We start from the raw sequence: 24,956 nt of genomic DNA on the forward strand, positions 1-24,956 counted from the left end.
AACCCCATTCTTGTAAACAATTAAAAAACGGGCCGCCCATGCCGGCAGTCAAAAAGCAAGGCGGTCTCCCCCTGCCCGGGGAGGCCGCCTTGCGGAGATTCTTTGTTCGGGTCCGCCCTCAGAGCAGCAGGCCGCTTTGGGCGTTGCGCAGCCGGTTTGCCTGCTGGGCGCGCAATGCAAGGCTGCGCGAGGTGCTGCGCAGCGCCGTGTGCCCCGCCGTTTGCAGCGGGGTGGCGGGAATATCCAGCCGGACGCAGGTTCCGGACGGATCGCTTTCCAGTTGGAATTTCCACCCCATTACCAGCGAGTACTCCCGCGCGAGATACAGCCCAAGCCCCAGCCCGTGCCGCTCCCCGCTGCGTGAAGGGTCATCGGAAAACGGCTCGAACAAACGGGCCATCCGCTCCGGTGTGATGCCGGGCCCCTTATCCTTTACCGTAAGGCACAGCCCCTCGCCCTCCGGATGAAGGCTCACCTGCACAGGCCCTTCGGTGTAGCGCAACGCGTTCATCAGCAGGTTGAGAAGCACCTTGTCCGCCCAGGCCTGGTCCGCCAGCACGAACTTCCCCGCGGGGCAGCCGCACGCCCAGGCGACCCGTTCGCCTCCCGGTGTCGTTTCGTTGACCAATTCGATCATCTGGGCCCACTGCCACGCCGGTTCCACCGGCTGAAGCCGGGGCGTGAGCCGCCCCTGGCCGCAGCTGGTGAGATCGGCCAGATTTTCGGCGATGTAACTCAGATACCGCACACAGACGTCCATGTCCGCGAGGGCGGGCCCGATGAACCGGGCGTAGCCCTCCGGCAGGGCGTCGCGGGTTTGCAGTTCCACCGTCTCGCGGGCCAGCATGATCCCCTGGGCGACCTGCTGGATCTCACCGGCAAGGCCGCCGCACAAAAGATTTTTTCGCTGTTCTTCCCGTAGCAGAAGCTCCGGTTCATGGCTTGACGGCATACTCATCATCCCGGCTTTCCGATCTTTCCCGCAAAAATGCGCTCACCAGGGTGGCCACCAGTTGTTTTGAACTGGGCGCTTCACTGAACACACCCAGCCGGGTCAACGTTTTGCCCATCCGCCGCAGACCGCTCTCCACTCCCTGCGGGCTGACGCCGTAGATACGCCCGAGTTCGATGTACAGGGATTTCAGCGGCAGGGGCGAATTGGCGTTCACCCCCAGCTGCACAGCGCTGGCAATGTACCAGAAGCTGATGTGTTCCAGAGGCAGCCCAAGCTTGCGGAGATAGTCCACAATGTCGGGATGTACCCCTGCCATACGGGCCGGAACAGCCGGTGAATACAGATGCTGGATGCTTTCCAGCAGCATTTGTGCGGTGTATGGTTTTATCATATAATAATCCGCGCCGTTTGACAATATCTGCGCCCTCAGTTCCGGCGGCGGGTAGGTCTCGGTACAGGTCAGGATGAGCCGGTTTTCCGTATGCGTCCCCGCCTGTTCGGTATACCGTTTCAGAAAGGAAAAGAGATCCATATCCGGCACAAAGCAATCCGCGACCACCACCGTTGGCGAGAGCTCCATGCTGATGTACCGCAGCAATGCTGTCGCGCGCTGAAAGCACACGCAGGTCTGGTCCAACTGTTCCAGCCCCGCCGCAAGCCGGCGCTGAAGCACGGCAGAAGATTCCAGGATAAGAATTTTCTCCCATTTGCGTGTCGGTCCGCCCAACGCAAGTCACACCTTTCCTTTTTGCCTCAGACCTGCGCCAGCAGATCGTCCAGAACATCCCGCCAATGTTCCGCCGGCACAGCGTTCTCATAGAGATACTCCAGGATCCAGCGCGCTTTCTGTCTGCACAGTCCCGTTACGGCCCGGGTCTCGTGGCTGCGCTGCTTTGCCGAATCCACCAGGATCTCATACGTTGCCGTCCGCCCGGGCGAGAATAGCAGTGAATATCGGATCCGATGGGCGTTCTGCAGCCGACCAAGCTGTGAGAATACTCTGTCTCTTTGGTATCGCTTGACGATCTTCACTGTGTCTCCGGTCCCTTCTGTATATTTATCAATACAATGGTATCGAATTACGGCGAGAAATGCAATGATAAAAATCCGTCGTTTTCCGTCGCGCCCCGCGCGGGGCCGATGTCGGCGCCCGGAGCCATAACGGCCCCAAGACGGGCCATCATCTCCCACGTCCGCAATGGGGAAAAGGAAAAAGGGCCGCGGCCCGTGGTTTTTCCACAGCGCGCGGCCCTTTGACGGGGCATGTGCAGTTCGAGGTCCAGGCCCGGTCACTCTGAAACGGCGGATTCTGACGCGTCGGCCGCCTCCCCTTCGCCGGAAGCCACGGAAGCGCTCTCCTGCTCACCCGAAGCGGCGGAGGCGCTCTCCTGCGCTTCGGAGACGGACGCGGTACTGTCCGTTTCCGTGTTTTCCGCCGCGCTGCCGGACGTGCTTTCGTCGGACGAAGCCGCGGCGGGGAGCAGGATGATCTGGTGCGTTCCGTTCTCGTCATAGGTGGAGACGATAAACGCGCCGGTGGTCACATCCTCCCGGGCAGCGGCACTGAGCATTCCGGACTCCGCCTTCAGGTACTCGGTGGCGTCGGTGGTGTCCACGCTCACGGTCTCCTGGGTGGCGGTCAGGCCGGACACATCCAGAGCGGCATAATCCGTCGCCTCCTCACCACCGGTGTACCGGGTCATGCTGATGTAATCAGACCCGACATAGCTCACCATGCCCATCACGGTCTCCTGGCTCGCCTCATGGGCGGCACTGCCGGAACCGCTGGCGGAGGCGGTGGAACCGCTCGCCGGCGCAGTGCTCTCGGCACCGCCGGAACAGGCGGTCAAGACGGCGACGCTCGCCAGAGCGGCTGCAAGGCACAGGGCGATCTGTTTTGTGGTATGTTTCATGGTTTTTCCCTCCATTCATTCGTCCATCATGTATGTTCGGAATTTCTTCCGACGGGAACATCCTACCCCCGCCGGCTAAACCGGCGCTAAAGCCGGCTGTGGCGGTTTTGTGGAAATTGTAAAGATTTTTGCGGTCCGCCTTGCTCCAAACTTGTCTCAAGCGCAGTTCGCCTGATGAACTGCGCTTGAGTGTTCCTATATAAACCACTGTGCCGCTATTGCCAAAGCGCCGGGCCGTCGGCTCATCCGGGGCGTCTGCCCCGGCATCGGCCCGCCGCATAGCCGCAGATACTGTGCCTGCGCCAGTGGGGATTTCTGCCGGCAGACGGCCGGCCACGGAAAATCCCGTGCTGAGGAGTGATTTATCCTGTGAGACAAGGATACCAAAGCGGTCTAAAGCACCGCTAAAGGAGGTTGTGAACAGTCGGTAAAGTTCCTGTGAAAGCCCTGTGGCAAGTGCTCTGCCGCCCTTGACGCGCCCGGGCGGAATGTTACAATGAAAAATAACGGCGCCTGCTTTAGGCTGCCTTTAGGGGCAGGTGGTATCCTGTCGATGGAAAAGATCAGGGAGGTGCGGCGATGCGCTTGCTGGTAGCGGAGGACGATCCCCGCCTTTTGAAGACACTGACCCATATTTTTGAGAGCAACAAATTCAGTGTGGACGGCGTTTCCAACGGGGAGGACGCGCTGGCCCACGGGCAGACGGTGGAGTACGACGGCATGGTCCTGGACATCATGATGCCCGGGCTGGACGGCGTGAGCGTGCTCAAAGCCCTGCGCGCGGCGGGCATCACCACGCCCGCGCTGTTTCTCACCGCGCGCTCGGAGGTATCGCAGCGGGTGGAGGGGCTGGACGCCGGGGCGGACGACTACCTGCCCAAGCCCTTCTCCACCGCGGAGCTCCTGGCCCGGGTGCGGGCCATGCTGCGCCGCAAAGACAATTACCTGCCCGATCTTTTGTGTCTGGGGCCGGTCACGCTGAACCGTTCCACCTATCAGCTGAGCTGCGGCGGCCGGGAGCAGTCCCTCAGCGGGAAGGAGTTCCAGCTGCTTGAGATGCTGATGCAGACGCCCGGCACCATCATCGCCACCGAGCGCTTCATCACCCATCTCTGGGGCTGGGACACCAATGTGGACACCAGCGTGATCTGGGTGCACATCTCCAACTTTCGCAAAAAGATCAACGCCCTGAACGCGCCGCTGGAGATTCGCTTTGTGCGGGGCGCGGGGTATCTGCTGGAGGTGCGGGCATGATCGCGAGTCTGCGCAAGAAGTTCATCCTCACCAGCGCCGTCTCCATCTGTGTGGTGTTCACCGGCATCTTCTTGCTGCTGGTCTACTTCAGCAACCGCCAGTTGGACCGCACGATGGACACCCTTACCGACGCCATCTCCTTCAACGACGGCGTTTTCCCGGACTTTGAGCCGGGCGATCCAGACAAGCCCTCACGCCCCTTCCCGTTTGACGACATCATCACCGAGGAGACCCGGTTCAGCACCCGCTTTTTCACCGTCTGGATGGATGCCCAGGGCCGGATCACCCGGGTCAACATCAACTCCGTCTCCTCCATCTCGGAGGAGCAGGTGGAGGACTACGCCGCCGCCGCTCTGGCGGAACAGACCCCGCGGGGCTGGGTGTCGGACTACCGTTATCGCGTTGTTGAGACTGACAGCGGCTCCACCCTTGTGTTCGTGAACGGCAGCATGAACCGCAGCATGTCCGGCCGGCTGCTCCTCACCGCCTTTCTGGTGCTGCTGGGCAGCGCCTGCCTCATCCTGGCGCTCACCGTCGTCATCTCCAAGCGGGCGGTGCGGCCGGTGGCGGAAAGCTATGAAAAGCAAAAGCAGTTCATCACCGACGCGAACCATGAACTCAAGACCCCGCTGACCCTCATCCTCTCCAATCTGGACATCGTGGAGTCGGAGATGGGCAAAAACGAGTGGCTGGACGATATCCGCAGCGAGAGCGAGCGCATGGGGCTGCTCATCAACCAGATGGTGACCCTGTGCCGCATGGACGAGAGCGACGCGCCCCTGGCGCTGGCGGACGTGGACCTCAGCGCGGTGGCGGGCGACGCCGTCTCGGAGTTTGAGTCTCTCGCCGCCGACCGGAGCAAAGTGCTTGCCGCCGGGATCGCGCCGGGCATTCACTGCCGCGGCGACGAGGCCCTTCTGCGCCGCCTGACGGCCATTTTGCTGGACAACGCGGTGAAATATTGCGACGCCGGGGGCGAGATACGGGTGGAACTGCGCTGCCGCCATCACCCCGTGCTCACGGTGGAAAACAGCTATGCCGCGGTGGACGAACTGGAACTGGAGCGCCTGTTCGACCGCTTCTACCGAGCCGACAAGGCGCGCACCTTTACGGGAAGTTTCGGCATTGGGCTGTCCATCGCCCAGTCCATCGCAAAAAAGCACCGCGGGACCCTCACCGCTTATAAAAAGGAGGGTGTCTTCGGGTTTCGGGCGGAGCTGAAAGAGCGCTGACCCGCCGGGGAATATTCGGATCATGCACCTTGCGAGGGGAGGCCGCGCTGCGGCCTCCCCTCCTTTTTTCGGAAAATCCTCACCGATTTCTTTAGCGCCGCTTTAGGATGGGGCACTATACTTGTCACGGCAAACGGCGGCGCACAGCCGCTAAAACGCAGAGCAAGGAGGTCACTCCATGATAAAAGTTGAGCATCTGACAAAGTACTACGGCGACTTTCTGGCGGTGGACGATCTCTCCTTCGAGATCGACGAGGGCCATGTGTACGGCTTCCTCGGGCCCAACGGCGCGGGAAAGACCACCACAATGAACATTATGACCGGGTGCTTGTCCCCCAGCAGCGGGCACGTTTCCATCGGCGGATTTGAGATCTTCGAGGACGCGGACAAGGCCAAGCGCCTGATCGGCTATCTGCCCGAGCAGCCGCCTCTCTACATGAGCGAGACGCCGGAGGAATACCTGCGCTTTGTGGGCGAGGCCAAGGGGCTGCGGGGTGAGGAACTGGCGCAGCAGATGGAGAGTGTGATGCGGCAGGTGCGCATCGAGGGAGTGAAAGGCCGGCGCATCTCGGCGCTTTCCAAGGGCTACAAACAGCGCGTGGGCATCGCCCAGGCGCTGCTGGGCAATCCGAAGGTCATCATCTTGGACGAACCCACCGTGGGCCTGGACCCTTTGCAGATCATCGAGATCCGCGATCTGATCCGCCAGCTGGGGCAGACGCACACGGTCATCCTCAGTTCCCATATCCTCTCGGAGGTACAGGCCATCTGCGAGAAGATCCTCATCATCGCCCACGGCCGGCTGGTGGCCTTCGACACGCCCGACCGGCTGGAGCGCAGCCTGCTGGGCACCAGCGAGATCGCCTTTACCACCGACGCCCGCACCGACCAGGTGCGCAGCATTTTGGCCGGTGTGCCCAACGTCTTCGACGTGAAGATCTCGCAGCCGGAGGACGGGCTGGTGCGCGCGCAGATGCAGACCAACGCCAAAAACATCTACGACACCTCCCGGGAACTGTTCTTCGCCTTTGCAAAGCGGGAGCTGCCCCTTCTTGAACTGAACCTGAAGAAGGCCAGCCTGGAGGACATCTTCATCGAACTGACCGAGGGCGCCCCCGCCCCGGAGCCGGCCGAAGCCGGCCAACCTTCCGCAGAAAGCGAGGCGAACGACCAATGACCGCCGTATTGAAACATGAACTGAGGAACTATTTTCACTCCTTCACCGCCTATGTGTTCGGCGCGTTCCTGCTGGCCATCGTGGGGTTCGGTTCCATGCTCTACAACCTGCAAGCCGCGGTGAGCAATTTCGAGTATGTGCTCAGCTTCGGCAACATCGTGTTCGTGGTGATCGTGCCCATCCTGACCATGCGGGTGATCGCCGAGGAGCGCCGGCAGAAGACCGACCAGCTGCTCTATTCCCTGCCCATCACCACCACCCAGGTGGTTCTGGGCAAGTATGCGGCCCTGCTCACCGTCTACCTCATCCCCCTGGCCATCATCTGCCTCTACCCGCTGATCTTTGCCCAGTTCGGCGACGTGTATCTTCCCACCAGCTACGGGTCGCTGCTGGCCATCTTCATCATGGGCGCGGCCCTCATCGCCATCGGCATCTTCATCTCCTCGCTGACCGACAACCAGGGCCTCGCGGCGGGCATCAGCATCGCCGTGATCCTGTTCAATTATTACAGCGTCAGCCTCTCGGAGTATGTCTCCAGCACCGCCTTCGGCTCGGTGCTCGCCCTGGTGGTGCTCATCCTGGCCCTGGGTGCGGTTGTGCGGCACCTGACCCAAAATGAAACGTTCGCCGTGGGAGTGTGCATCGTGCTGTTCGCGCTGGTGGCGGTGGTTTACTTCACCGACTACACGATGTTCGAGGGCCTTCTGCCCAACATCATGAAACAGCTCTCGCTGTTTGACCGGTTCACCACCTTTGTCAGCGGCGTGTTCGATCTGACGGCCGTTGTCTACTATCTGTCTGTGGCTGCCTTCTTCCTGTTTCTGACGGTGCAGTCCCTTGAAAAAAGGAGGTACAACTGATGAAACGCTGGAATCTCTTTTCCGCCGGGAAGGACCGGGCCGGCCGCGCGGCCAGCCGCCTTGCCTTTCAGGGCGGCAGCTACTCCCTTGCCGTGGCGGCGATCCTGCTGGCCATCCTGATCGCGGTGAATGTGCTGGTCAGCGCGCTGCCCGCCTCCATGACCCGGTACGACATCAGCGCCTCCAAACTCTACTCCATCACCAGCAACACCAAGGTGGTGGTGAACGCCCTGCAGGAGGATGTGACGATCTACTGGATCGTCCAGTCCGGCGCGGAGGACGATGTGATCGAGACGCTGCTGAGCAAATACGACAGCCTCTCCGACCACATCTCCGTGGTAAAGAAGAACCCGGACGTCTACCCCACCTTTGCCGAGCAGTACACCGATGAGACGGTGCAGAACAACAGCCTGGTGGTGGAGTGCGGCGACCGCAGCCGTTACATCGCCTACGACGACATCTATGTGCAGGAGACGGATATCTACTCCTACTCCTACAGCACCTCCTTTGACGGCGAGGGAGCCATCACCTCCGCCATCGACTATGTGGTCACCGACGAACTGCCCCAGCTGTATCTGCTGGAGGGCCACGGCGAACAGGACCTGCCCGCCACCTTCAGCGACCAGATTGAAAAGGAGAACATCGAGCAGAACACCCTGTCGCTACTGACGGTGGACGCCGTCCCCGAGGACGCCGACTGCGTGATGATCTATGAGCCCTCCTCCGACATCTCCGAGGAGGAAAAGGCGATGCTGGCCGACTACACGGAAAACGGCGGCAAGCTGCTGGTCATCGCCGGGCCTGTGCAGGACGGCGAACTGACCAATCTGAACAGCCTGCTGGCGGACTACGGCGTGGAGACCTGCGACGGCGTCGTGGTGGAGGGCGACCGGGCGTACTACACCGCTCAGCCCTATGTGCTGCTGCCGCAGATGAACAGCAGCGCCATCACCGATCCGCTGATCGAAGAGCACTACTATCCCAACATGCCCATCTCCCAGGGCCTGCTGGTCACCGAGAGCGCCGGCGACAACGTTACCGAACTGCTCACCACCTCCGACGCCGCCTTCAGCAAGATCGCCGGCTATGACCTGACTACCTACGAAAAGGAGGACGGCGACATCGACGGGCCCTTTGCCCTGGCGGTGTCCATCACCTGCGGCACCGACGGCCAGATCATCTGGTTCTCCTCCGCGGCGTTCCTGGACGATATGTACAACGCGCTGTCCTCCGGCTCCAACTCCGACCTTGCCATGAATGCCCTCTCGTCGCTCATCGGCGAGACCGAGGCCATGGCCATCCGCAGCAAATCGCTGAACTACAACTATCTGTCCATCAGCGGCTCCACCGCCTCGCTGCTGAAGATCCTGATGATCGGCGTGTTCCCCATCGGATACCTGGGGGTGGGCGTGTATGTTATCTTGAAGAGGAGGAAGAAGCAGAATGAAGCGGGCTAAACGGCTGTATATCCTGTTCGGCGTGCTGGTGGCCGTGTGCATCGCCACCGTCTGCGTGTTGCACTACTCCGATCTGCATGTTGCGCTATCTGCTCATCCTGGCACGGAAAATGATGATGCAAAAAGGTTTCAGCAGGCTGCCTACTTGTTTACTCATTGTGAATCAGATGAAAACGATCGCACCGTATTTGTGCCGAACAGGTTTAACGTTTCCTTTGTTTTGCTGGACGGGGAAGTGATGCAGGTCTATGCTGTAAAGTCTTTGTACGATTACCTTGCGCTCGATTTTTACCACACATTCTTCTGGGCCGACAGCGTGAAAAAAGTTTGTATTTGTCCAACTTGCAGAACAGCTTTCCGGGCTGGATACAAAAACAAAGTCTATTGCAGCAAAAAATGTAAAGACGATGACATTGAAAAAAGCAACAGCAAAAGTTCGTACTATCGCAAATACCGCTATTTAAGGCAATACCATAACCGAAAGCTGAATAATCTGCGTTCCATGAAAACTGATTCTGATGCCGAGGTACAGAGGATGCAGAAAGCATATGACGCTTGGGTCGAATGGGCTCGACAAGAATTTGAAACTGCAACAAAAAAATATGAAGCACAAAAAAACGCTAAATTGGATGAGCTTTCAGGTCGAGGAGTCAATCCATATCGCATAAATTGGGAGATCGAATGCGAGTCAGTCGAGAACTTTGGCGAACGCTTGAAAAGCAAGTGGAAGCAATTGTTGGAGGAGACAAAATGAAAAAGGCTGTGATATATGCCCGGTATTCCAGTAGCCGGCAGAGGGAAGAAAGCATTGAACGGCAAATTGAAATTTGCATGGACTATGCAGTCCATAATGACATGATGATTGTAGGAAGCTATATTGATCGGAAAAAGACCGGGAAAAGCGACGCCAGACCCGATTTTCAAAAAATGATTTATGATAGTTCCCGTCATCAGTTCGACGTGGTTCTTGTTTGGCGCTATGATCGATTCGCCCGCAACATGGATGACCATGCTGCCTCTTGAAGAAGAACAACGCGGTTTTGATTTCAGCCACAGAACAAATTCCAAAGGGTGCGCACTCCTCTATTATTAAAGGAGTCCTGCTTGGCAGCAATGAAGCCTACTCTGTAGAGCTGGCTGAAAAGGTTATGGACGGAATGTACAAATCTGCTCTCAAAGGTCAGATTTCAGGAGGACAGCGACCGCTTGGATATAAAGTAATTGATAAGCACTTGGTCGTAGATGAAGGAGAAGCGCCTATTGTACGACTGATCTTTCAGCGTTACAGTGAGGGCAAGTCCATGGCAGAAATAACACGAGAATTGAACGAAAAGGGCTTTAAGAACAGCAAAGGGAATTCATTTCTTCTTACCGGTATGCGCCGCATTTTAACTGACAAACGGTATATTGGCATCCTTCTTTATAAGGGCGAAGATATAGGTGTTCGCATTCCTGCAATTGTTGATAAAGCCCTTTTCGATTCTGTTCAGATGCAAATAGAGAAGAACAAAAAAGCACCTTCACGGACGAAGGGTGAAGAAGAGCAATATTTACTTACTACAAAACTCTTTTGCGGGATTTGTCAAAGCCCGATGTCCGGTGTTTCAGGTACATCCAAGACAAAAGGAAGAAAATACCAGTATTATGCCTGCTGTGCCAGATACAAACATCATTCCTGCACGAAGCAGTACATTTCCAAAAGTGTACTTGAGTCTCTTGTTGTGGATGTAGTGAAGAAGACTTTGATTCAAAACAATATCCATAAGTTGGCTAAAGCGGTTGTAAAATGCTGTAATGATGCGCAGGACAACGGGAAGCTTCTTCGGCTTACGGCTGAACTTCGAGAAGTCAATCATGCCATCGAAAATCTGTTAACACTTATTGAAGCAGGAAGAACGACAGCTGCACTGGCGGATCGTCTTGACGAACGGGAAACGCAGAAAAAACAGCTGGAGGCTGAAATTGCAAAAGAAAAAATCCTCCACCGAATCCCATCGGTGGAGGAAGTGACATTCTTCTTTGAGAATTTTATTCACGGAAACATTGAAAGCCCAGAGTATAACCGCTATCTTATCGATATTCTGGTAAACAGTGTGTATCTGTACGACAATGATGATGGAACACAAAAAATGACCGTTCTGCTGAATGTGCAGAACGGTCAAGAAATGGTTACATTAGACGCAATCTCCGCGGATGGGGGTTCGTCTAATGTGCGTATGGTGGACCTGGAGGGATTCGAACCCTTGACCTCTGCGATGCGAACGCAGCGCTCTCCCAACTGAGCTACAGGCCCGTGTGTGATTGCCTTATCTAATTTAAAGCATTTTCGCGCAAAAGTCAAGACATTTTTTTGGATTCAAAAAAATTTTCGCGCCGGTGTCCGCATTGGAATTCCAGGCGGTATCCCCGTCAAAAAGGCAGGCGGCCGCCCTCATCGGGTCGGTCGCCTGCCCCAACAGAAGGAGGAGGATCGCTTATTTGCCGTAGTACGCCTGGAGATAGATCTCCTTGATCTCGCTCACCAGCGGATACACGGGATTGGCGGTGGTGCACTGGTCCTCAAACGCCTTGTAGGACAGTTCGTCCACCTTGGCCAGGAATTCTTCTTCCGACACACCGCAGGCCTTGATGGTCATGGGACGCTCGGTCTCCATCATCAGCTTCTGGATGGCGGCGATCAGGCAATCCACCGCCTCGTAGGTATCGGTGCCCACATTGCACAGCCCGCAGCGCCGGGCCAGCTTGGCGTAACGCTTGTCGGCCACATATTCCTTGTATTTCGGGAACGCGGCGAACTTGGTGGGTTTCTTCGCATTGTAGGCGATGACGAAGGGCAGCAGGATGGCGTTGGCGCGGCCGTGGGGGATGTGGAATTCGCCGCCCAGTTTGTGCGCCATCGAGTGATTCAGGCCCAGGAAGGCGTTGGTGAAAGCCATGCCGGCAATGCAGCTGGCATTGTGCATCTTCTCACGGGCCAGCTTGTCGCCGTCATAAGAGGCTTTCAGGTAGGTGAACACCATCTCGGTGGCATGCAGGGCCAGGCCGTCGGTGTAATCGCTGGCCATCACCGACACATAGGCCTCGATGGCGTGGGTCAGCACGTCCAGGCCGGTGTCGGCCACGATGCTGCGGGGCATGGTGTAGGTGAACTGGGGATCGATGATCGCCACGTCCGGGGTGAGGCTGTAATCCGCCAGAGGATACTTGATGTTGCCGTTGGATTTGTCGGTGATGACCGAGAAACTGGTCACCTCGCTGCCGGTGCCGGAGGTGGTGGGGATGGCCACCAGCTTGGTTTTGGTGCCCAGTTTGGGGAACTTGAACGCGCGCTTGCGGATATCCATAAAGCGCTGGCGCAGGCCGTCGAAGCTGGTCTCGGGGTGCTCGTAGAACAGCCACATGCCTTTGGCCGCGTCGATGGCGCTGCCGCCGCCGATGGCGATGATCACGTCCGGCTGGAAGGCGCGCATGGCCTCCACGCCCCGCATGATGCACTCCACGCTGGGGTCGCTCTCCACGTCGGAGTAGATCTCGCTGTGGCAGTACTGCTCCCGCTTGCGCAGGTAGTACAGCACCTTGTCCACGTTGCCCAGCTGCACCATCACCGGGTCGGTGACGATGAACGCGCGGCTGATCCCCTCCATCTTTTCAAGGTACTGGATCGAATCCTCTTCGAAATAGATCTTGGGCGGGATCTTGAACCACTGCATATTCACCCTCCGTTTGGCGATGCGCTTTTTGTTGATGAGGTTCACGGTGGTCACGTTCTGGCTCACCGAGTTTTTGCCGTAGCTGCCGCAGCCCAGGGTCAGGGACGGAGTGTTGGTGTTATAGATGTCGCCGATCGCGCCCTGAGAAGACGGGCTGTTCACAATGATGCGGCCCACCTTCATGGCCACACCGTACTCGTCGGCGATCTCTTTGCTGCCGGTGTGGATGACCGCGGAATGGCCCAAGCCTCCCAGTTCCAGCATCTTGTTGGCGTACTCAAAGCCCTGCTCTTTGTCCTTGCAGACGAAATAGGCCAGCACCGGGCTGAGCTTCTCTTTGCTCAGCGGATGCTCCACCCCCGGATGGGGCAGCGGCACGATGAGGATCTTGGTCTTTTCCGGCACGCTGATGCCCGCCTGTTCGGCGATCCAGTTCGCGCTCTTGCCCACCACCGGAGCGAACACACCCTTTGTCGGGTCAGGGAACATATACTTGGTGAGGATCTCGGTCTCCTCCGGCGTGAGGAAGTAGCAGTTGTTGGCCTTCATGTAGGCCTCGAACTCCTTGACGATGGGTTTCTCCACGATCACCGCCTGCTCAGAGGCGCAGATCATGCCGTTGTCAAAGGTCTTGGACATCATCAGGTCGGTGCAGGCCTGGTGCAGGTCGGCGCTCTTTTCAATGAAACAGGGCACGTTGCCCGCGCCCACGCCCAGCGCCGGTTTGCCGCAGGAGTAAGCCGCCTTCACCATGCCGGGGCCGCCGGTGGCGAGGATGGTGGCCACGCCCGGGTGATTCATCAAAGCGCCGGTGGCCTCGATGCTGGGCTTGTCAATCCACTGGATGCAGTTTTTCGGCGCGCCGGCTTTCACCGCCGCCTCGTAGACGATGCGGGCCGCCTCGGCGCTGCACTTCTGGGCCGAGGGGTGGAACCCGAAGATGATGGGGTTGCGGGTCTTGATGGCGATGAGGCACTTGAACAGCGTGGTGGAGGTGGGGTTGGTGGTGGGGGTCACGCCGCAGATCACGCCCACCGGCTCGGCCACCTCCACATAGCCTTCCATATCGTTTTCTTCCAGAATGCCCACCGTGCGCTCTTTTTTGATGTCGTGCCAGATGTATTCGGTGGCGAACATATTCTTGATGACCTTGTCCTCGTACACGCCGCGGCCGGTCTCCTCCACCGCCATGCGCGCCAGTTCCTGATGCTTATCCAGGCCGGCCAGCGCCATCTCGTGAACGATGTTGTCCACCTTTTCCTGGTCCAGGGTCATGAACTCCTTCAGCGCAACCTGGGCTTTTGCCACCAGTTCGTCGATCATGACCTGCACGTCGTTTTTCGTCGTTTCCACTACAGGTTTCTTGTCTGCCATTGCAATCTTCCGTCCTTTCAGGCGTGATGTGCGTGGTGCGGGAGCGTTTTGTTCCCGCCTGCAGCTGTTTGCCCTGCCATTATCATACCGTATCGTTAATGAAATAACAATGAGGCGGTTGTCCAAAGATTGTTAATATTATAACACACTTTTGTGTAAGGTGCACATTGCCAAAAAAAACGCCCGCGGAGCATTTGCTCCGCGGGCGTTTTGGGAAGTTTATGTGCCTTGGTCCGGGCTGCTCAGCCGATGGTGCCCACCCGCCGCCGGATAAACAGCAGCGTGCCCAGCATCATCACGATGCCCACCGGCAGCGCCAGCACGCCCGGCGCGCCGAAGTGGGTGAGCAGGCCGGCCACCAGATAGGTCAGCCCCGAGATCACCGCGCAGGTGATGGCATAGGGCAGCTGGGTGGACACATGGTTCACATGGTCGCACTGGGCGCCCGCGGAGGCCATAATGGTGGTGTCGGAGATGGGAGAGCAGTGGTCACCGCAGACCGCGCCGGCCATGCAGGCGGAGATGCAGATGATGGCCATGGGGTTATCCATGGAGAACACGCCCTGCACGATGGGGATCAGGATACCGAAGGTGCCCCAGCTGGTGCCGGTGGAGAAAGCCAGCAGGCAACCCACCACAAAGACGATCACCGGCAGCAGCATCTGCAGCCCGGCGGCGCTCTGGCTCACAAAGTCACGCACAAAGTACTTGGCGCCCAGGGAATCGGTCATGCCCTTGAGGCTCCAGGCGAAGGTGAGGATCATGATGGCGGGCACCATGGCCTTGAAGCCTTCCGGGATGCAGCCCATCATCTCCTTAAAGGTCATGGAACGGCGCACCATATAGTACACAAACGCGACGATCAGCGCGAAGGCGGAGCCCAGCATCAGGCCCACCGAGGCGTCGGACGCGGAGAACGCCTCCACAAGGCCCACGCCGGAGAAAAAGCCGCCGGAGTAGATCATGCCGATCACGCAGAACACCACCAGAACCAGCACCGGCAGCACAAGATCCATCACCGAGCCCTTGGTCTCGTTCACATCGTCATCGCTGTCGGCATAGGGATTGGACCCGCTGAAGAGGTCCCCCTTCTCCACGGCGTTCCGCTCGAACTTTGCCATGGGGCCGTATTCCACCCGCAGCAGCACCAGCGCCACCATCATCACAATGGTCAAAAGCGCGTAATAATTATAGGGGATCGCCCGGAGGAACAGGCTGAAGCCCTGGCCATCCTCCGCAAAAGCAGACACCGCCGCCGCCCAGGAGGACACCGGCGCGATAATGCACACCGGCGCGGCGGTGGCATCGATGATGTAGGCCAGCTTTGCCCGGGAAATGTTCTGCTTGTCGGTGATGGGGCGCATCACGCTGCCCACCGTCAGGCAGTTGAAATAGTCGTCGATAAAGATGAGCACGCCCAGGAGGATGGACATCAGCTGCACACCCACGCGGGATTTGATGTGCGCCTTTGCCCAGCGGCCGAAGGCGGCGGAGCCGCCCGCCTTGTTCATCAGGCACACCATGGCGCCCAGAATGACCAGGAAGATCAGGATGCCCATGTTGTAACTGTCGGTCACCGAAGCGACAATGCCGTCGTTGAACACATGGAGCACGGTGGTCTCAAACTGGAAGTTGGAATAGAGCAGCCCGCCCACCACGATGCCGATGAACAGCGAGCTGTAAACCTCCTTGGTGATCAGCGCCAGGGCGATGGCGATGACCGGCGGCAGCAACGACCACACGGTGTTGAAGAACCGGCTGGGCGAGGTCACATAGCCGGTGCCGCCGCAGGTGGCACACACATTGGTGCCGCCGCAGGCTTCACAGGCGGGATCCAGCCCGTAGCACTGCGTGCAGATGCCAAGGGTACCGCAGTCGGGGCATTCGATCATCTTGGTGCCCGGTTCCTCGGTGGGGTCGCCCGCCGCAAACGCCGTGGCGCTGAGCAGCACCAGCAGCACCAGCAGCATCGCCGCAAAAGGCAGAATGCGTGACAGTGTTTTTCTCATGACGTTTTTACCCTCCTGCATAATAAAAATGAAGCCATGAACCGTGCCATGACTTCATACCGATACCCGCAGTAAAAACGGCTGAATTCACGACAGCGCCCCGCCGCCGTATCCCAACGGCGGCGACAGTCCGGGGGATGTTATCCCACAGCCCGGCACGGCTGCTCCACAGGCGAAACACACCGCACCTCGGCGAATGCCCCTTCCCCGCTCCCCCTGCCTGTTTTTGTGGGAGAACCGTACTCTTGACACCCGCGCCTCTATCATGCTTTATACGCTTTAATGATAAGCCTATTTTCTCAAAAGTCAACAAGACATGTGAAATAAATTGCAATTTTCTGTAAAATAAAACCGTTCTGTGCTATACTGAAGAAAATATCGCTGGGGAGCGCTGACCCATGGCAGTGTCTGCCCAAGGGAGGGAATCATTCAAATGTTTTGGTCTCGCAAATTGCTCAAACAAAACGCCAAACGGGTGCTGGCCGGCAGCTACTGGCGTGTATTCCTGGTATGGCTGCTGATCACCCTGGGCGTGAGCGCCGTTGCCAGTGCACTGTCCTATGTGTTGATCCTGGTGCCCACCATCTTTGTGGCCTTTGCCACCATCAACTCGCCGGGCGCCTATGTGGCCGGCATAATTCTGATCTATCTGCTGCTGATCGTCGTTATGGTCATCTTCAACGCCTTTGTGTCCTCCCCGCTCTCGGTGGGCGGCATACGCTACATGATGGAAAACCGGGCCGGTTATCCCCCCATCGACACCATCTTTTCCACCTTCCGGGACAAGGCCCAGTACCTCAATGTGGCAAAAAACATGCTGCTGCTCTGGCTGGAGATCTTCGGCTTCTCCCTTTTGTTCATCATTCCCGGCATCGTTCGCAGCTATCAGCTGGTGTATGTGCCCTATCTGCTGGCGGAAAACCCCTATTTGAGCTACAAGCGTGCCAAAGAACTGAGCAAAGCCATGAGCAATGGCGAAAAGATGGAGATCTTCGTGCTGCAGCTTTCCTTCATCGGCTGGTATCTGCTGGGCTTGCTCACCTGCGGACTGGGCCTTTATTTCCTGATGCCTTATGTATACGCCACCATGGCGGAACTCTACGCCGCCTCCCGGGCCAAGGCCTTCGCCCTGGGCATCACCGGCGAGGATGAACTCTCCGGCTTCGCGGTCTACCCCAAGCGCTAAAGTCGCCCCTGTCCTTTCACGAAAAAACCTCCCGCCGCCTGTTTGCCGGGCAGCGGGAGGTTTTTTTACAGGCAGCGGGCGATCAGCACCAACAAGGCCATCTGAGCCGCCAAAATGAGCGGCACGCCCCACGCAAACCTGGGCTTGCGGGTCTTGTGATGGAACAGCGTCATACCCAGGAGAAAGGCCGGGCTGCCGCCCAGCGCGCAGAGGGCCAGCAGCCTGCGCTCCGGTATCCGGCGCGCGCCGCGCTTTGCGGCCCGTTTGTCCCAGCCGCAAAAAACAAAGGCCAGCAGGTTGACCGCTCCCAAATAGATAAGAAAGAACTGATACTGCAACTCCATTCCGTCTCTCCTCAGCCGGGACGCTTCGGCGCGGAAAAACGCCGGCGCAGCCGCTCCCGGCGCGCCGCTGTGGCGGCTGCGTCCACCCGCCAGCGTTCGCCCTCGCGCACGATGACGTCCCCCTCCCGGGTCTCAGCCGGAAGCCGGTCGCGGGGCACCTGTTCCACCCGGAACGGCCCTTCCGAGGGCTCCAGCAGCGCAAAGCCTTCTTCAAAGCGATCCACGATGTATTCCATCAGGCGGCCTCCTTTACCTGCTCGGCGTTGGCGGTATAACTTTGCAGGCCGCCTTCGGTGGCCGCGATCACAACGCTGCCGTCCTGGTCGGTGCGCAGCACCTGCGCGCCCACCTGTTCAAACCGCTCCAGCGGCCCGGCGTGTGGATGGCCGTAGCTGTTGCCCAGCCCACAGCTGATCACCACATACTGCGGGCGGATTGCCCGCAAAAACTCCAGCGTGTTGGAGGTGTCGGAGCCATGGTGGGCCGCCTTGAACACGTCCGCCTGCGGGACCACGCCCGCCTCCAGCGCCGCCTGCTCCACCGGCTTTTCCCCGTCGCCGCTGAGCAGCACCGAGAGCTCACCGCTCTCAAACAGCAGCAGCTGGGAGAGGTCGTTGTAGTTGTCCGTTTCCACGCCGGCGGCCAGCACCGTGAGACTGCCACCGCCCACGGGATAACTCTGTCCCTCTTTTGCGGTATACACCGCCGCGCCGCTGTCCTCCACAGCCTGCATCACCGTCTCGAACAGACGGGTGGTGGGATAGGGCGCCTTTTCAAAGTTCGGCAGCAGCACCTGCTCCACCTCCAGATTCTGCAGCACCGCCGCCATGCTGCCGATGTGGTCCGCATGGGGATGGCTCATCACCAGCAGTTTGAGGCGGGTGACGCCCCGCTGTTCCAGATAGTTCATCAGCGCCTGCTCGCTGTCGGTGTCGCCGGCGTCCACCAGGCAGTATTCCCCGCCGCTTTGCAGCAGCGTGGCGTCCGCCTGGCCCACGTCGATGAAGTGCACCGCGTCGGTCTCTGCGGGCAGATCGGTGGCCGGCAACGGGTCGGCAAGGCCCACCGCGGTGTAGATCTCCTGCCAGGAGGGAGCGACCCCTGCGCCGCTGCCCACGCTGACGTAGAGCCCCAGCACAAGGCAGAGGCCCACCAGCGAGAACACCACGGCCTGAAAGGGAGTGAGTTTGATTTTGCGCCTGCGGCGGCGCGATGATCTGCGTTTTGCCATGAGCGCGCGTTACTTTCTGCCCTTGCGGGGCGGCTTGGAATTGGGTGTAAAGCGTCCTTGCTGTACACTCCGCGTCGGCCGGTTCTCTTTGCCGCGGGGCGCGGGTGCAGCAGGCCGCTTGTCATGCTTCGGCTTCCAGGTGGGCGCCAGCAGGGGGATGAGATCCTCCCGCCCGGTCTTGCGCAGGGCTTTGACCACCTTTTCGGCGTTGCGGGGCTCGTAATATTGCAGCAGAGCCCGCTGCAGCGCCTTGCCCTCCGGCGTCTTTTCCACAAAGACTGGCTTCATGGTGTACGGGTCCAGACCGGTGTAGAACATACAGGTGGAGACGGTGCCCGGCGTGGGATAAAAGTCCTGCACCTGCTCCGGGCGTATCTTGTGCTTGTAGAGATATTCCGCCAGGATCACCGCGTCGTTCAGGGTGCTGCCGGGGTGGCTGCTCATCAGGTAGGGCACGAGATACTGTTTTTTGCCCGCCTTTCTGGTCAGTTCATAAAACTTGGCGGAGAATTTGTTGAACACCTCCACCGGAGGCTTGCCCATATACTTCAGGGTATTGGGGGCACAGTGCTCCGGGGCCACCTTCAGCTGGCCGGACACATGGTGCTCCACCAGTTCCCGGAAGAACTCGTCGTTTTTGTCCCAGATCAGGTAGTCGTAGCGGATGCCGCTGCGGATGAACACCTTTTTGACGCCGGGCAGCTGCCGCAGCCGCCGCAGCATCGAGAGATACTCCGTGTGATCCACGATCAGGTGGGGGCAGGGGCTGGGGGCGAGGCATTTTTTGCCGCCCTGGCACATTCCCTTGGTCATCTGCTCTTTGCAGCTGGGCAGGCGGAAGTTGGCGGTGGGGCCGCCTACATCGTGGATGTAGCCCTTGAAGCCGGGCTGCCGGGTGAGCAGCTCTCCCTCCTCCACCACACTGTCCACACTGCGGCTGGTGACCCGCCGGCCCTGGTGCAGGGTGATGGCACAGAAATTGCAGCCGCCGTAGCAGCCCCGGTTGTGGATGATGGAAAACTCCACCTCCTCGATGGCGGGCACGCCGCCCAGCGTGTCGTAGCTGGGGTGCCAGCGGCGGGTGAAGGGCAGCGCGGCCACTTTGTCCAGTTCCTTGCGGTTGAGGGGCTTTGCGGGCGGATTCTGCACCAGGTACTGATTTGTCTGCTTTTGCACGATGATCTGGCCGGTGACCGAGTCCTGGTTGTCCATCTGGATGCGGCAGGCGCGGGCATAAGCCGCCTTGTCGGCGCTCACCTTCGCAAAGCCCGCGCACTCCACATAGCGGTCGGGCAGACCGGCAAAATCCGTCAGGTAGCAGGTGCCGGGGATGTCCCGGATGGTCTCGGCCCGCTCCCCCGCCGCCAGTCGGCGGGCGATGGCGACGGTCTGCCGCTCGCCCATGCCGTAGCTGAGGAGGTCCGCGCCGGAGGTCTCGGCGATGCTGGGCAGCACGGTGTCCATCCAGTAATCGTAGTGGGCAAAGCGGCGCAGGCTGGCCTCCAGGCCGCCCAGGATCACCGGCAGATCGGGATAGGCCTGCTTTGCCAGCCGGGTGTAAACGGTGGCGCTGCGGTCCGGCCGCTTGCCCGCCACCCCGCCCGGGGTGTATTCGTCCACATTGCGGCGGATCTTTGCCACCGAGTAGTGGGCCACCATGCTGTCCACGTTGCCGCCGCCGATGAAAAAGCCGTAGCGGGGCCTGCCCAGGACCTTGAAACTCTCCGGCGTGGTAAAATCCGGCTGACTGAGCACCCCCACCCGGTATCCCTCCGCCTCCAGCACCCGGCCAATGATGGCCGAGCCAAAGCTGGGATGGTCCACATAGGCGTCGCCGGTGACCAGGACGAAATCCAGTTCATCCCAGCCCCGCGCCGCCATCTCCTCGCGGCTGACCGGCAGAAATTCCGTCCCCTGCTGCATGGAGCGGTCTCCTTTCCCTTTTATCAAATCTCGTCGGGCACCGGGCCGGCGTCCGCGCGCATACTGCGCTCGATCCACTGCTGGCGGGTGATGAGCACCTCACGGGGCTTGGCGCCCTGGTAGGGGCCGATGACCCCCAGCTGCTCCATCTCGTCCATGATGCGGGCGGCGCGGGCATACCCCAGCTTGCAGCGGCGCTGCAACAGGCTGGTGCTGGCCTGCCCCGCGTCGATGACCACCTCCACCGCCTGATCCAGCATGGGGTCGTGGCCGCCGTCGCCCTCCTCGCCGCCGCCGGAACCCTTGTCCGCCACGGCCAGCTTGTCCATCTGGGCGATCATCTCCTCGTCGTACTGGCTGGTGCTGCCCTGTTTGATGAAGTCCAGCACGGCGCTGATCTCCTCATCCTTTACATAGGTGCCCTGGATGCGCACGGGCTTTGCCGCGCCCACCGGCATGAACAGCATATCGCCCATGCCCAGCAGCTTTTCCGCGCCGCCGGCGTCCAGGATGGTGCGGCTGTCCACCTGGCTGGACACGGCGAAGGCGATGCGGCTGGGGATGTTCGCCTTGATGAGACCGGTGATGACATCCACGCTGGGGCGCTGGGTGGCCACGATCAGGTGCATCCCCGCCGCGCGGGCCTTCTGGGCGATGCGGCAGATGTAGTCCTCCACCTCTTTGCCGGCCACCATCATCAGGTCGGCCAACTCGTCGATGATGATGGCGATGTAGGGCAGCTTCTCCAGGCCGTCGCTCTCGGCGGCGAGGCGGTTGAAACTCTTGATGTCCCGCACGTTGTTCTCGGCGAACAGATGATAGCGCCGCTCCATCTCGGCCACCGCGCTGCCCAGCGCGCCCGCCGCCTTGCGGGGCTCGGTGACCACCGGCATCAACAGGTGAGGAATGCCGTTGTACTCCGCCAGTTCCACCACCTTGGGGTCAATGAGGATGAGGCGCACGTCCTCGGGGCTGGATTTGTACAAGAAGCTGATGATGATGCTGTTGACACACACCGACTTGCCGCTGCCGGTGGAGCCGGCGATCAGCAGGTGGGGCATCTTGCACAGGTCTGCGATCTGGGCGTTGCCGGCGATGTCCTTGCCCAGGGCCAGCGTCAGGGGCGAAGCGCTCTTGGAGTAGACTGGCGACTCGAAGATGCTGCGGATGCCCACCGGGCTCTTCTTGCGGTTGGGCACCTCCACGCCCACGGCGGGCTTGCCGGGGATGGGCGCCTCGATGCGCACGCCCCCGGCGGCGAGGCTCAGCGCAATATCGTCCGCAAGGCCTGTAATGCGGCTGATCTTTACACCCGCCAGCGGCTGCAATTCATAGCGGGTGACAGACGGCCCGCGGCAGATGTCCAGCACGCGGGTGCGCACGCCGAAACTCTCCAGCGTGCTCACCAGCAACTCGGCGTTTTTCTTCAGTTCCTCCTCCATGCCCGGGTCATCCGCCGTGCCCGTGCGCTCAAACAGGCTCAACGGCGGATAGTGATAGACCTGTTCGGCGGCAGAAGCCGGTGCGATGGTCATCTGATCGTTCTTGCCCGGCACCACGGCGGCGGGGGTCAGCTGCGCGGCGGACGCCGCGCCCATGGCCCGCTGCACCAGATCGTCCAGGTCGCTGCCGCCCACCGTCTCGGGCTGGTCCTGACCCGGCAGTTCCAGCGCCTGCGCTTCCGCCGGCGGCTCCTCCCCTTCCAGCAGGATCGGGGTCTCGAACTCCGAAGTTTCCGGGGCCGGCGGGGCGGACGGCGCAGCATCCTGCGGCGGGAACATCCCAAAGGTTCCGCCGGGACCCACCAGCGGCTCTTCCGGTTCGGGGGCGAGGTCGGTCTCCTGTACCGGGTCCGGGCCGAGGTCGATGTCCACCTGTGCCGGCCGGCGGCGTGCGCCGGGCGCAGAGGCGGGAGCCGTGCGTTCCTTCTTGCGGGGCTGGGGCGCGGGTTTCTCTTCCTGCTCCTCCTCCCGGCGCGCCTCACGCTCGGCGCGTTCGTCCTGCCAGAGAGCGTACCGCCCCGCGACGAAGTTCCACACATCGCCGGGGGTGACACCGGCAAACCACATGGCGCCGGCGACCAGCAGCACCAGCAGCAGGATATTGGCCGCCGGCCGGCCGCACAGCACCAGCAGGCTGCCGCCCACCACGCCGCCCAGCACACCGCCGCCCAGCGCTCCCTGCCCCTGCTGGTAGAGGGCCTTGACCACCTGCACGAAATTCATGTCCGTGAGGTTCACGCGGGAGAACACCACCGCGGTGCCGCACAAAAACATCATGAGAAGCAGCGCTTTGGCACACTTGGACCAGATGGGCAGACCCAGCGCCACCAGCACCGCCACATACAGCACCAGCAGGCCCAGCACATACATCCCCAGGCCGAACACGCCGAACATCGCCGCGCGCAGCCAGGCCCACACGGATTGGCCCTCCACAAAGATCATTGCCACCAACACAGCCCCCAGGCCAAAGAGCAGGATGCTCCAGCTCTGGGCGATGTCCGGTTTGGACCGGCGGCGCCGCGCGCCGGTATTCGTCTTTTTTGTCGTCGTTTTTCTCGTTGCCATAGCGCTTTATTTCCTCTTTGCCCTGCGTTGTATCGGATGCGCCCCGGCGGCTTTCTGCCCCAAGGCGCGGAATGCTTAACTTAATTATTTTACCATCTGCAAGACGAATTGTAAAACCCAAATTTGCCGAACACGGGTGCCCGACACTGGAAAAAGCAGTGCGGCTCTGCAGCGGCCGGAGCCTGTTTATCCCTGGATTGTGCGGGACAGTTCGATCTCATCCTCACACACGGTTCCGGTCTCGGCAAAGCCTCTGCTTTTGTACAGATGCAGCGCCCCGACGTTGTCCCGGTTACAGGTCAGGACCACCCGGTCGGCGGGGCCGAACGGTTTTGTTTTGATGTACTCCAGCACCCGGTCCAGTGCCGCCTTTCCATACCCCCGCCTTTGCTTCGATGCATCGATCATCATGTGCCATATGTTGTATTCGGGAATACCATCGTCATAGATCACCATGACATACCCGACCATTGTGTCCCCCCGGCAGATGCCGAACGGCTGGCATTGGTCCCTGTACACATACGCCTGTGCCAGACTGCGGGTCGGGTGCGAAACAAAGCGTTCCTGTTCAGGCGCAAGCTTCAGGCCAAAGGCCTCCAAAAAGTTTTCCTCTGTGATTTTTCTGAGATGGATCATATGTTCCTCCATAAATCGTTTTTACTTTCTTCGCCGGTTGATTGTGTCTGAATCTCCATGAAGGGAAAACCATCGGCTCAAAAAGAAAAAGCCGCGGCTGATACGCCGCGGCAAAATTTATGAATCGATCATACCTGCAGCCGAGGGCCCGAAAGATATTCAGATGCTGGATTGATTCCGCTGTTTTCCATGATCAGGCACCTCGCTTTCCATCAGAGTTTAACAAATTATAACACCAGCCGCCGACGGTGTCAACCAAAGGAAACGCCGGGGCGGTCAGCCCCGGCGCTCGATCTCACCATACAGATAATTCAGCGCGTCGCCCAGGCTGCCCAGTTGGTCGATCAGGCCCTCGTGCACCGCCTGCTGCCCGGTGAGCACCGTGCCCACGTCCATCACCAGTTCGCCGGTGTGCATCATCAGTTCCACAAAGCGCTCTTTGCTGATTTTGGAATGGCCCTCCACAAAACCGGCGATGCGCTCCTGCATCTGCTCAAAATAGCGCATGGTCTGGGGCACGCCCAGCACCAGCCCGGAGTGCCGCACCGGGTGGATGGTCATGGTGGCGGTGGGCACGATGAAGCTGCGCCGGCCGCTCACCGCCAGCGGGATGCCGATGGAATGCCCGCCGCCCAGCACCAGCGTGGCGCTGGGTTTGCTCACGCCGCTGATGAGTTCGGCCAGGGCCAGGCCGGCCTCCACATCGCCCCCCACCGTGTTCAGGATCACCAGCAGGGCGTCAATGTCCGGGTCTTCCTCAATGGCCACCAGCTGCGGGATGACATGCTCGTATTTTGTGACCTTCTGGCTCTGATCCGCACTGACGTGGCCCTCGATCAGGCCCACCACCGTGAGGCAGTGGATGGCATGGCGGCCCTTTGTGCGGATCACCGAGCCGGTGTCCATCATGTATTCATGTTCCAGCTTTTCCTGCTCCACCTGCGCGTCGGTGGGCTGCTGTTTTTGCTCGTTTTCTTCCATCCGGACCTACTTCCCCTCTTTTGATTTTCACACACATTGTTCCCCGTCCGGCACACAGATTATACAGACAAAGGGGCAATTCTTTGTACATCGTTTGACAAAGTCGCTGTAACGATTATACTATATACAAGGACAATTTTCTTTCTC

21 protein-coding genes, 1 tRNA gene, 2 pseudogenes and 1 riboswitch are annotated in these 24,956 nt (G+C 59.8%); of the genes and pseudogenes, 10 read left to right on the forward strand and 14 right to left on the reverse strand.

Features of this window, described 5'->3' with window-relative positions:
• Nucleotides 1–118: 118 nt before the first annotated feature.
• The 4 genes from ACH2A7_RS02320 to ACH2A7_RS02335 form a co-directional block, all read right to left on the reverse strand.
• Nucleotides 119–952 carry a sensor histidine kinase gene (locus ACH2A7_RS02320; RefSeq protein WP_394959660.1) on the reverse strand — a complete coding sequence of 278 codons (834 nt, stop codon included), beginning with the start codon at nucleotides 950–952 and terminating at the stop codon, nucleotides 119–121.
• The gene (locus ACH2A7_RS02325) at nucleotides 936–1,682 is read right to left on the reverse strand and encodes a hypothetical protein (RefSeq protein WP_394959663.1); all 747 of its coding nucleotides are present in this window, start codon (nucleotides 1,680–1,682) and stop codon (nucleotides 936–938) included. Before ACH2A7_RS02325 ends, ACH2A7_RS02320 begins: the two co-directional genes overlap by 17 nt.
• A gap of 26 nt (nucleotides 1,683–1,708) precedes the next feature.
• Nucleotides 1,709–1,861 carry a hypothetical protein gene (locus tag ACH2A7_RS02330; protein ID WP_394959665.1) on the reverse strand — a complete coding sequence of 51 codons (153 nt, stop codon included), beginning with the start codon at nucleotides 1,859–1,861 and terminating at the stop codon, nucleotides 1,709–1,711.
• Nucleotides 1,862–2,244: 383 nt separating this feature from the next.
• Nucleotides 2,245–2,868 (reverse strand): hypothetical protein, encoded by a 624-nt coding sequence (locus ACH2A7_RS02335; protein WP_394959667.1) that lies wholly within the window; start codon nucleotides 2,866–2,868, stop codon nucleotides 2,245–2,247.
• A gap of 579 nt (nucleotides 2,869–3,447) precedes the next feature.
• On the opposite strand from ACH2A7_RS02335, the gene ACH2A7_RS02340 reads away from it, so the two are divergent.
• The 8 genes and pseudogenes from ACH2A7_RS02340 to ACH2A7_RS02375 form a co-directional block, all read left to right on the forward strand.
• Nucleotides 3,448–4,122, forward strand: coding sequence for a response regulator transcription factor (locus ACH2A7_RS02340; protein WP_394959669.1), 675 nt, complete (start codon nucleotides 3,448–3,450; stop codon nucleotides 4,120–4,122).
• On the forward strand, nucleotides 4,119–5,354 hold the full coding sequence (locus ACH2A7_RS02345) for a sensor histidine kinase (RefSeq protein WP_394959671.1): 1,236 nt from the start codon (nucleotides 4,119–4,121) through the stop codon (nucleotides 5,352–5,354). Before ACH2A7_RS02340 ends, ACH2A7_RS02345 begins: the two co-directional genes overlap by 4 nt.
• Nucleotides 5,355–5,532: 178 nt before the next feature.
• On the forward strand, nucleotides 5,533–6,531 hold the full coding sequence (locus tag ACH2A7_RS02350; RefSeq protein ID WP_394959673.1) for an ABC transporter ATP-binding protein: 999 nt from the start codon (nucleotides 5,533–5,535) through the stop codon (nucleotides 6,529–6,531).
• Nucleotides 6,528–7,391, forward strand: coding sequence for an ABC transporter permease (locus ACH2A7_RS02355; protein ID WP_394959675.1), 864 nt, complete (start codon nucleotides 6,528–6,530; stop codon nucleotides 7,389–7,391). Before ACH2A7_RS02350 ends, ACH2A7_RS02355 begins: the two co-directional genes overlap by 4 nt.
• Entirely contained in the window at nucleotides 7,391–8,848 is a 1,458-nt protein-coding gene (locus ACH2A7_RS02360) for a Gldg family protein (RefSeq protein WP_394959677.1), read from the forward strand. Before ACH2A7_RS02355 ends, ACH2A7_RS02360 begins: the two co-directional genes overlap by 1 nt.
• The gene (locus ACH2A7_RS02365; protein WP_394959679.1) at nucleotides 8,835–9,602 is read left to right on the forward strand and encodes a hypothetical protein; all 768 of its coding nucleotides are present in this window, start codon (nucleotides 8,835–8,837) and stop codon (nucleotides 9,600–9,602) included. The genes ACH2A7_RS02360 and ACH2A7_RS02365 overlap by 14 nt, the downstream gene beginning before the upstream one ends.
• Entirely contained in the window at nucleotides 9,599–9,871 is a 273-nt protein-coding gene (locus ACH2A7_RS02370) for a recombinase family protein (protein ID WP_394959681.1), read from the forward strand. The genes ACH2A7_RS02365 and ACH2A7_RS02370 overlap by 4 nt, the downstream gene beginning before the upstream one ends.
• Nucleotides 9,872–10,005: 134 nt before the next feature.
• A pseudogene (locus tag ACH2A7_RS02375) lies at nucleotides 10,006–10,572 on the forward strand (recombinase family protein); the annotation flags it as partial.
• A 493-nt stretch (nucleotides 10,573–11,065) separates the two neighbouring features.
• Here ACH2A7_RS02375 and ACH2A7_RS02380 read toward each other — a convergent pair.
• Nucleotides 11,066–11,141, reverse strand: a tRNA-Ala gene (locus ACH2A7_RS02380).
• Nucleotides 11,142–11,322: 181 nt separating this feature from the next.
• Nucleotides 11,323–13,932 carry a bifunctional acetaldehyde-CoA/alcohol dehydrogenase gene (gene adhE / locus ACH2A7_RS02385; protein ID WP_394959682.1) on the reverse strand — a complete coding sequence of 870 codons (2,610 nt, stop codon included), beginning with the start codon at nucleotides 13,930–13,932 and terminating at the stop codon, nucleotides 11,323–11,325.
• Nucleotides 13,933–13,959: 27 nt separating this feature from the next.
• Between adhE and ACH2A7_RS02390 the strand changes: the two are divergent.
• Nucleotides 13,960–14,031, forward strand: a pseudogene (locus ACH2A7_RS02390) (zinc ribbon domain-containing protein); the annotation flags it as partial.
• A gap of 143 nt (nucleotides 14,032–14,174) precedes the next feature.
• Here ACH2A7_RS02390 and ACH2A7_RS02395 read toward each other — a convergent pair.
• Nucleotides 14,175–15,941 carry a Na+/H+ antiporter NhaC family protein gene (locus ACH2A7_RS02395; RefSeq protein ID WP_394959684.1) on the reverse strand — a complete coding sequence of 589 codons (1,767 nt, stop codon included), beginning with the start codon at nucleotides 15,939–15,941 and terminating at the stop codon, nucleotides 14,175–14,177.
• Nucleotides 15,942–16,026: 85 nt separating this feature from the next.
• Nucleotides 16,027–16,212, reverse strand: a riboswitch (Lysine riboswitch).
• 162 nt (nucleotides 16,213–16,374) lie between these two features.
• Here ACH2A7_RS02395 and ACH2A7_RS02400 point away from each other — a divergent pair.
• Nucleotides 16,375–17,127, forward strand: a complete 753-nt coding sequence (locus ACH2A7_RS02400; protein WP_394959686.1) for a DUF975 family protein — start codon at nucleotides 16,375–16,377, stop codon at nucleotides 17,125–17,127.
• Nucleotides 17,128–17,192: 65 nt separating this feature from the next.
• Here ACH2A7_RS02400 and ACH2A7_RS02405 read toward each other — a convergent pair whose 3' ends face one another.
• The 7 genes from ACH2A7_RS02405 to ACH2A7_RS02435 all read right to left on the reverse strand — a co-directional run bounded on the left by ACH2A7_RS02405 (nucleotide 17,193) and on the right by ACH2A7_RS02435 (nucleotide 24,809).
• The gene (locus tag ACH2A7_RS02405; RefSeq protein WP_394959688.1) at nucleotides 17,193–17,471 is read right to left on the reverse strand and encodes a DUF1294 domain-containing protein; all 279 of its coding nucleotides are present in this window, start codon (nucleotides 17,469–17,471) and stop codon (nucleotides 17,193–17,195) included.
• 11 nt (nucleotides 17,472–17,482) lie between these two features.
• Nucleotides 17,483–17,707 carry a DUF3006 domain-containing protein gene (locus ACH2A7_RS02410; protein ID WP_394959690.1) on the reverse strand — a complete coding sequence of 75 codons (225 nt, stop codon included), beginning with the start codon at nucleotides 17,705–17,707 and terminating at the stop codon, nucleotides 17,483–17,485.
• Nucleotides 17,707–18,702 carry a ComEC/Rec2 family competence protein gene (locus tag ACH2A7_RS02415; RefSeq protein ID WP_394959692.1) on the reverse strand — a complete coding sequence of 332 codons (996 nt, stop codon included), beginning with the start codon at nucleotides 18,700–18,702 and terminating at the stop codon, nucleotides 17,707–17,709. Before ACH2A7_RS02415 ends, ACH2A7_RS02410 begins: the two co-directional genes overlap by 1 nt.
• Before the next feature lie 9 nt (nucleotides 18,703–18,711).
• Nucleotides 18,712–20,625 carry a YgiQ family radical SAM protein gene (locus ACH2A7_RS02420; RefSeq protein ID WP_394959694.1) on the reverse strand — a complete coding sequence of 638 codons (1,914 nt, stop codon included), beginning with the start codon at nucleotides 20,623–20,625 and terminating at the stop codon, nucleotides 18,712–18,714.
• 23 nt (nucleotides 20,626–20,648) lie between these two features.
• On the reverse strand, nucleotides 20,649–23,192 hold the full coding sequence (locus ACH2A7_RS02425; RefSeq protein ID WP_394959696.1) for a DNA translocase FtsK: 2,544 nt from the start codon (nucleotides 23,190–23,192) through the stop codon (nucleotides 20,649–20,651).
• A 186-nt stretch (nucleotides 23,193–23,378) separates the two neighbouring features.
• On the reverse strand, nucleotides 23,379–23,828 hold the full coding sequence (locus tag ACH2A7_RS02430) for a GNAT family N-acetyltransferase (RefSeq protein WP_394959698.1): 450 nt from the start codon (nucleotides 23,826–23,828) through the stop codon (nucleotides 23,379–23,381).
• Between the two features lie 276 nt (nucleotides 23,829–24,104).
• The gene (locus ACH2A7_RS02435) at nucleotides 24,105–24,809 is read right to left on the reverse strand and encodes a ClpP family protease (RefSeq protein ID WP_394959700.1); all 705 of its coding nucleotides are present in this window, start codon (nucleotides 24,807–24,809) and stop codon (nucleotides 24,105–24,107) included.
• Nucleotides 24,810–24,956: the final 147 nt, after the last annotated feature.

It is taken from the genome of Candidatus Allofournierella merdavium (genome assembly GCF_944382735.1).
GTDB lineage: Bacteria > Bacillota > Clostridia > Oscillospirales > Ruminococcaceae > Allofournierella_A > Allofournierella_A merdavium.

What these genes read in the sequence shown, in the direction of transcription:
- ACH2A7_RS02350 (WP_394959673.1), top strand. Translation starts at nt 5,533, where the DNA reads ATGATAAAAGTTGAGCATCTGACAAAGTACTACGGCGACTTTCTGGCG.
- ACH2A7_RS02320 (WP_394959660.1), bottom strand. Translation starts at nt 952, where the DNA reads ATGCCGTCAAGCCATGAACCGGAGCTTCTGCTACGGGAAGAACAGCGA.
- ACH2A7_RS02345 (WP_394959671.1), top strand. Translation starts at nt 4,119, where the DNA reads ATGATCGCGAGTCTGCGCAAGAAGTTCATCCTCACCAGCGCCGTCTCC.
- ACH2A7_RS02405 (WP_394959688.1), bottom strand. Translation starts at nt 17,471, where the DNA reads ATGGAGTTGCAGTATCAGTTCTTTCTTATCTATTTGGGAGCGGTCAAC.
- ACH2A7_RS02360 (WP_394959677.1), top strand. Translation starts at nt 7,391, where the DNA reads ATGAAACGCTGGAATCTCTTTTCCGCCGGGAAGGACCGGGCCGGCCGC.
- ACH2A7_RS02355 (WP_394959675.1), top strand. Translation starts at nt 6,528, where the DNA reads ATGACCGCCGTATTGAAACATGAACTGAGGAACTATTTTCACTCCTTC.
- ACH2A7_RS02335 (WP_394959667.1), bottom strand. Translation starts at nt 2,868, where the DNA reads ATGAAACATACCACAAAACAGATCGCCCTGTGCCTTGCAGCCGCTCTG.
- ACH2A7_RS02415 (WP_394959692.1), bottom strand. Translation starts at nt 18,702, where the DNA reads ATGGCAAAACGCAGATCATCGCGCCGCCGCAGGCGCAAAATCAAACTC.
- ACH2A7_RS02395 (WP_394959684.1), bottom strand. Translation starts at nt 15,941, where the DNA reads ATGAGAAAAACACTGTCACGCATTCTGCCTTTTGCGGCGATGCTGCTG.
- ACH2A7_RS02365 (WP_394959679.1), top strand. Translation starts at nt 8,835, where the DNA reads ATGAAGCGGGCTAAACGGCTGTATATCCTGTTCGGCGTGCTGGTGGCC.
- ACH2A7_RS02420 (WP_394959694.1), bottom strand. Translation starts at nt 20,625, where the DNA reads ATGCAGCAGGGGACGGAATTTCTGCCGGTCAGCCGCGAGGAGATGGCG.
- ACH2A7_RS02340 (WP_394959669.1), top strand. Translation starts at nt 3,448, where the DNA reads ATGCGCTTGCTGGTAGCGGAGGACGATCCCCGCCTTTTGAAGACACTG.
- ACH2A7_RS02425 (WP_394959696.1), bottom strand. Translation starts at nt 23,192, where the DNA reads ATGGCAACGAGAAAAACGACGACAAAAAAGACGAATACCGGCGCGCGG.
- ACH2A7_RS02435 (WP_394959700.1), bottom strand. Translation starts at nt 24,809, where the DNA reads ATGGAAGAAAACGAGCAAAAACAGCAGCCCACCGACGCGCAGGTGGAG.
- ACH2A7_RS02430 (WP_394959698.1), bottom strand. Translation starts at nt 23,828, where the DNA reads ATGATCCATCTCAGAAAAATCACAGAGGAAAACTTTTTGGAGGCCTTT.
- ACH2A7_RS02400 (WP_394959686.1), top strand. Translation starts at nt 16,375, where the DNA reads ATGTTTTGGTCTCGCAAATTGCTCAAACAAAACGCCAAACGGGTGCTG.
- ACH2A7_RS02410 (WP_394959690.1), bottom strand. Translation starts at nt 17,707, where the DNA reads ATGGAATACATCGTGGATCGCTTTGAAGAAGGCTTTGCGCTGCTGGAG.
- ACH2A7_RS02370 (WP_394959681.1), top strand. Translation starts at nt 9,599, where the DNA reads ATGAAAAAGGCTGTGATATATGCCCGGTATTCCAGTAGCCGGCAGAGG.
- adhE (WP_394959682.1), bottom strand. Translation starts at nt 13,932, where the DNA reads ATGGCAGACAAGAAACCTGTAGTGGAAACGACGAAAAACGACGTGCAG.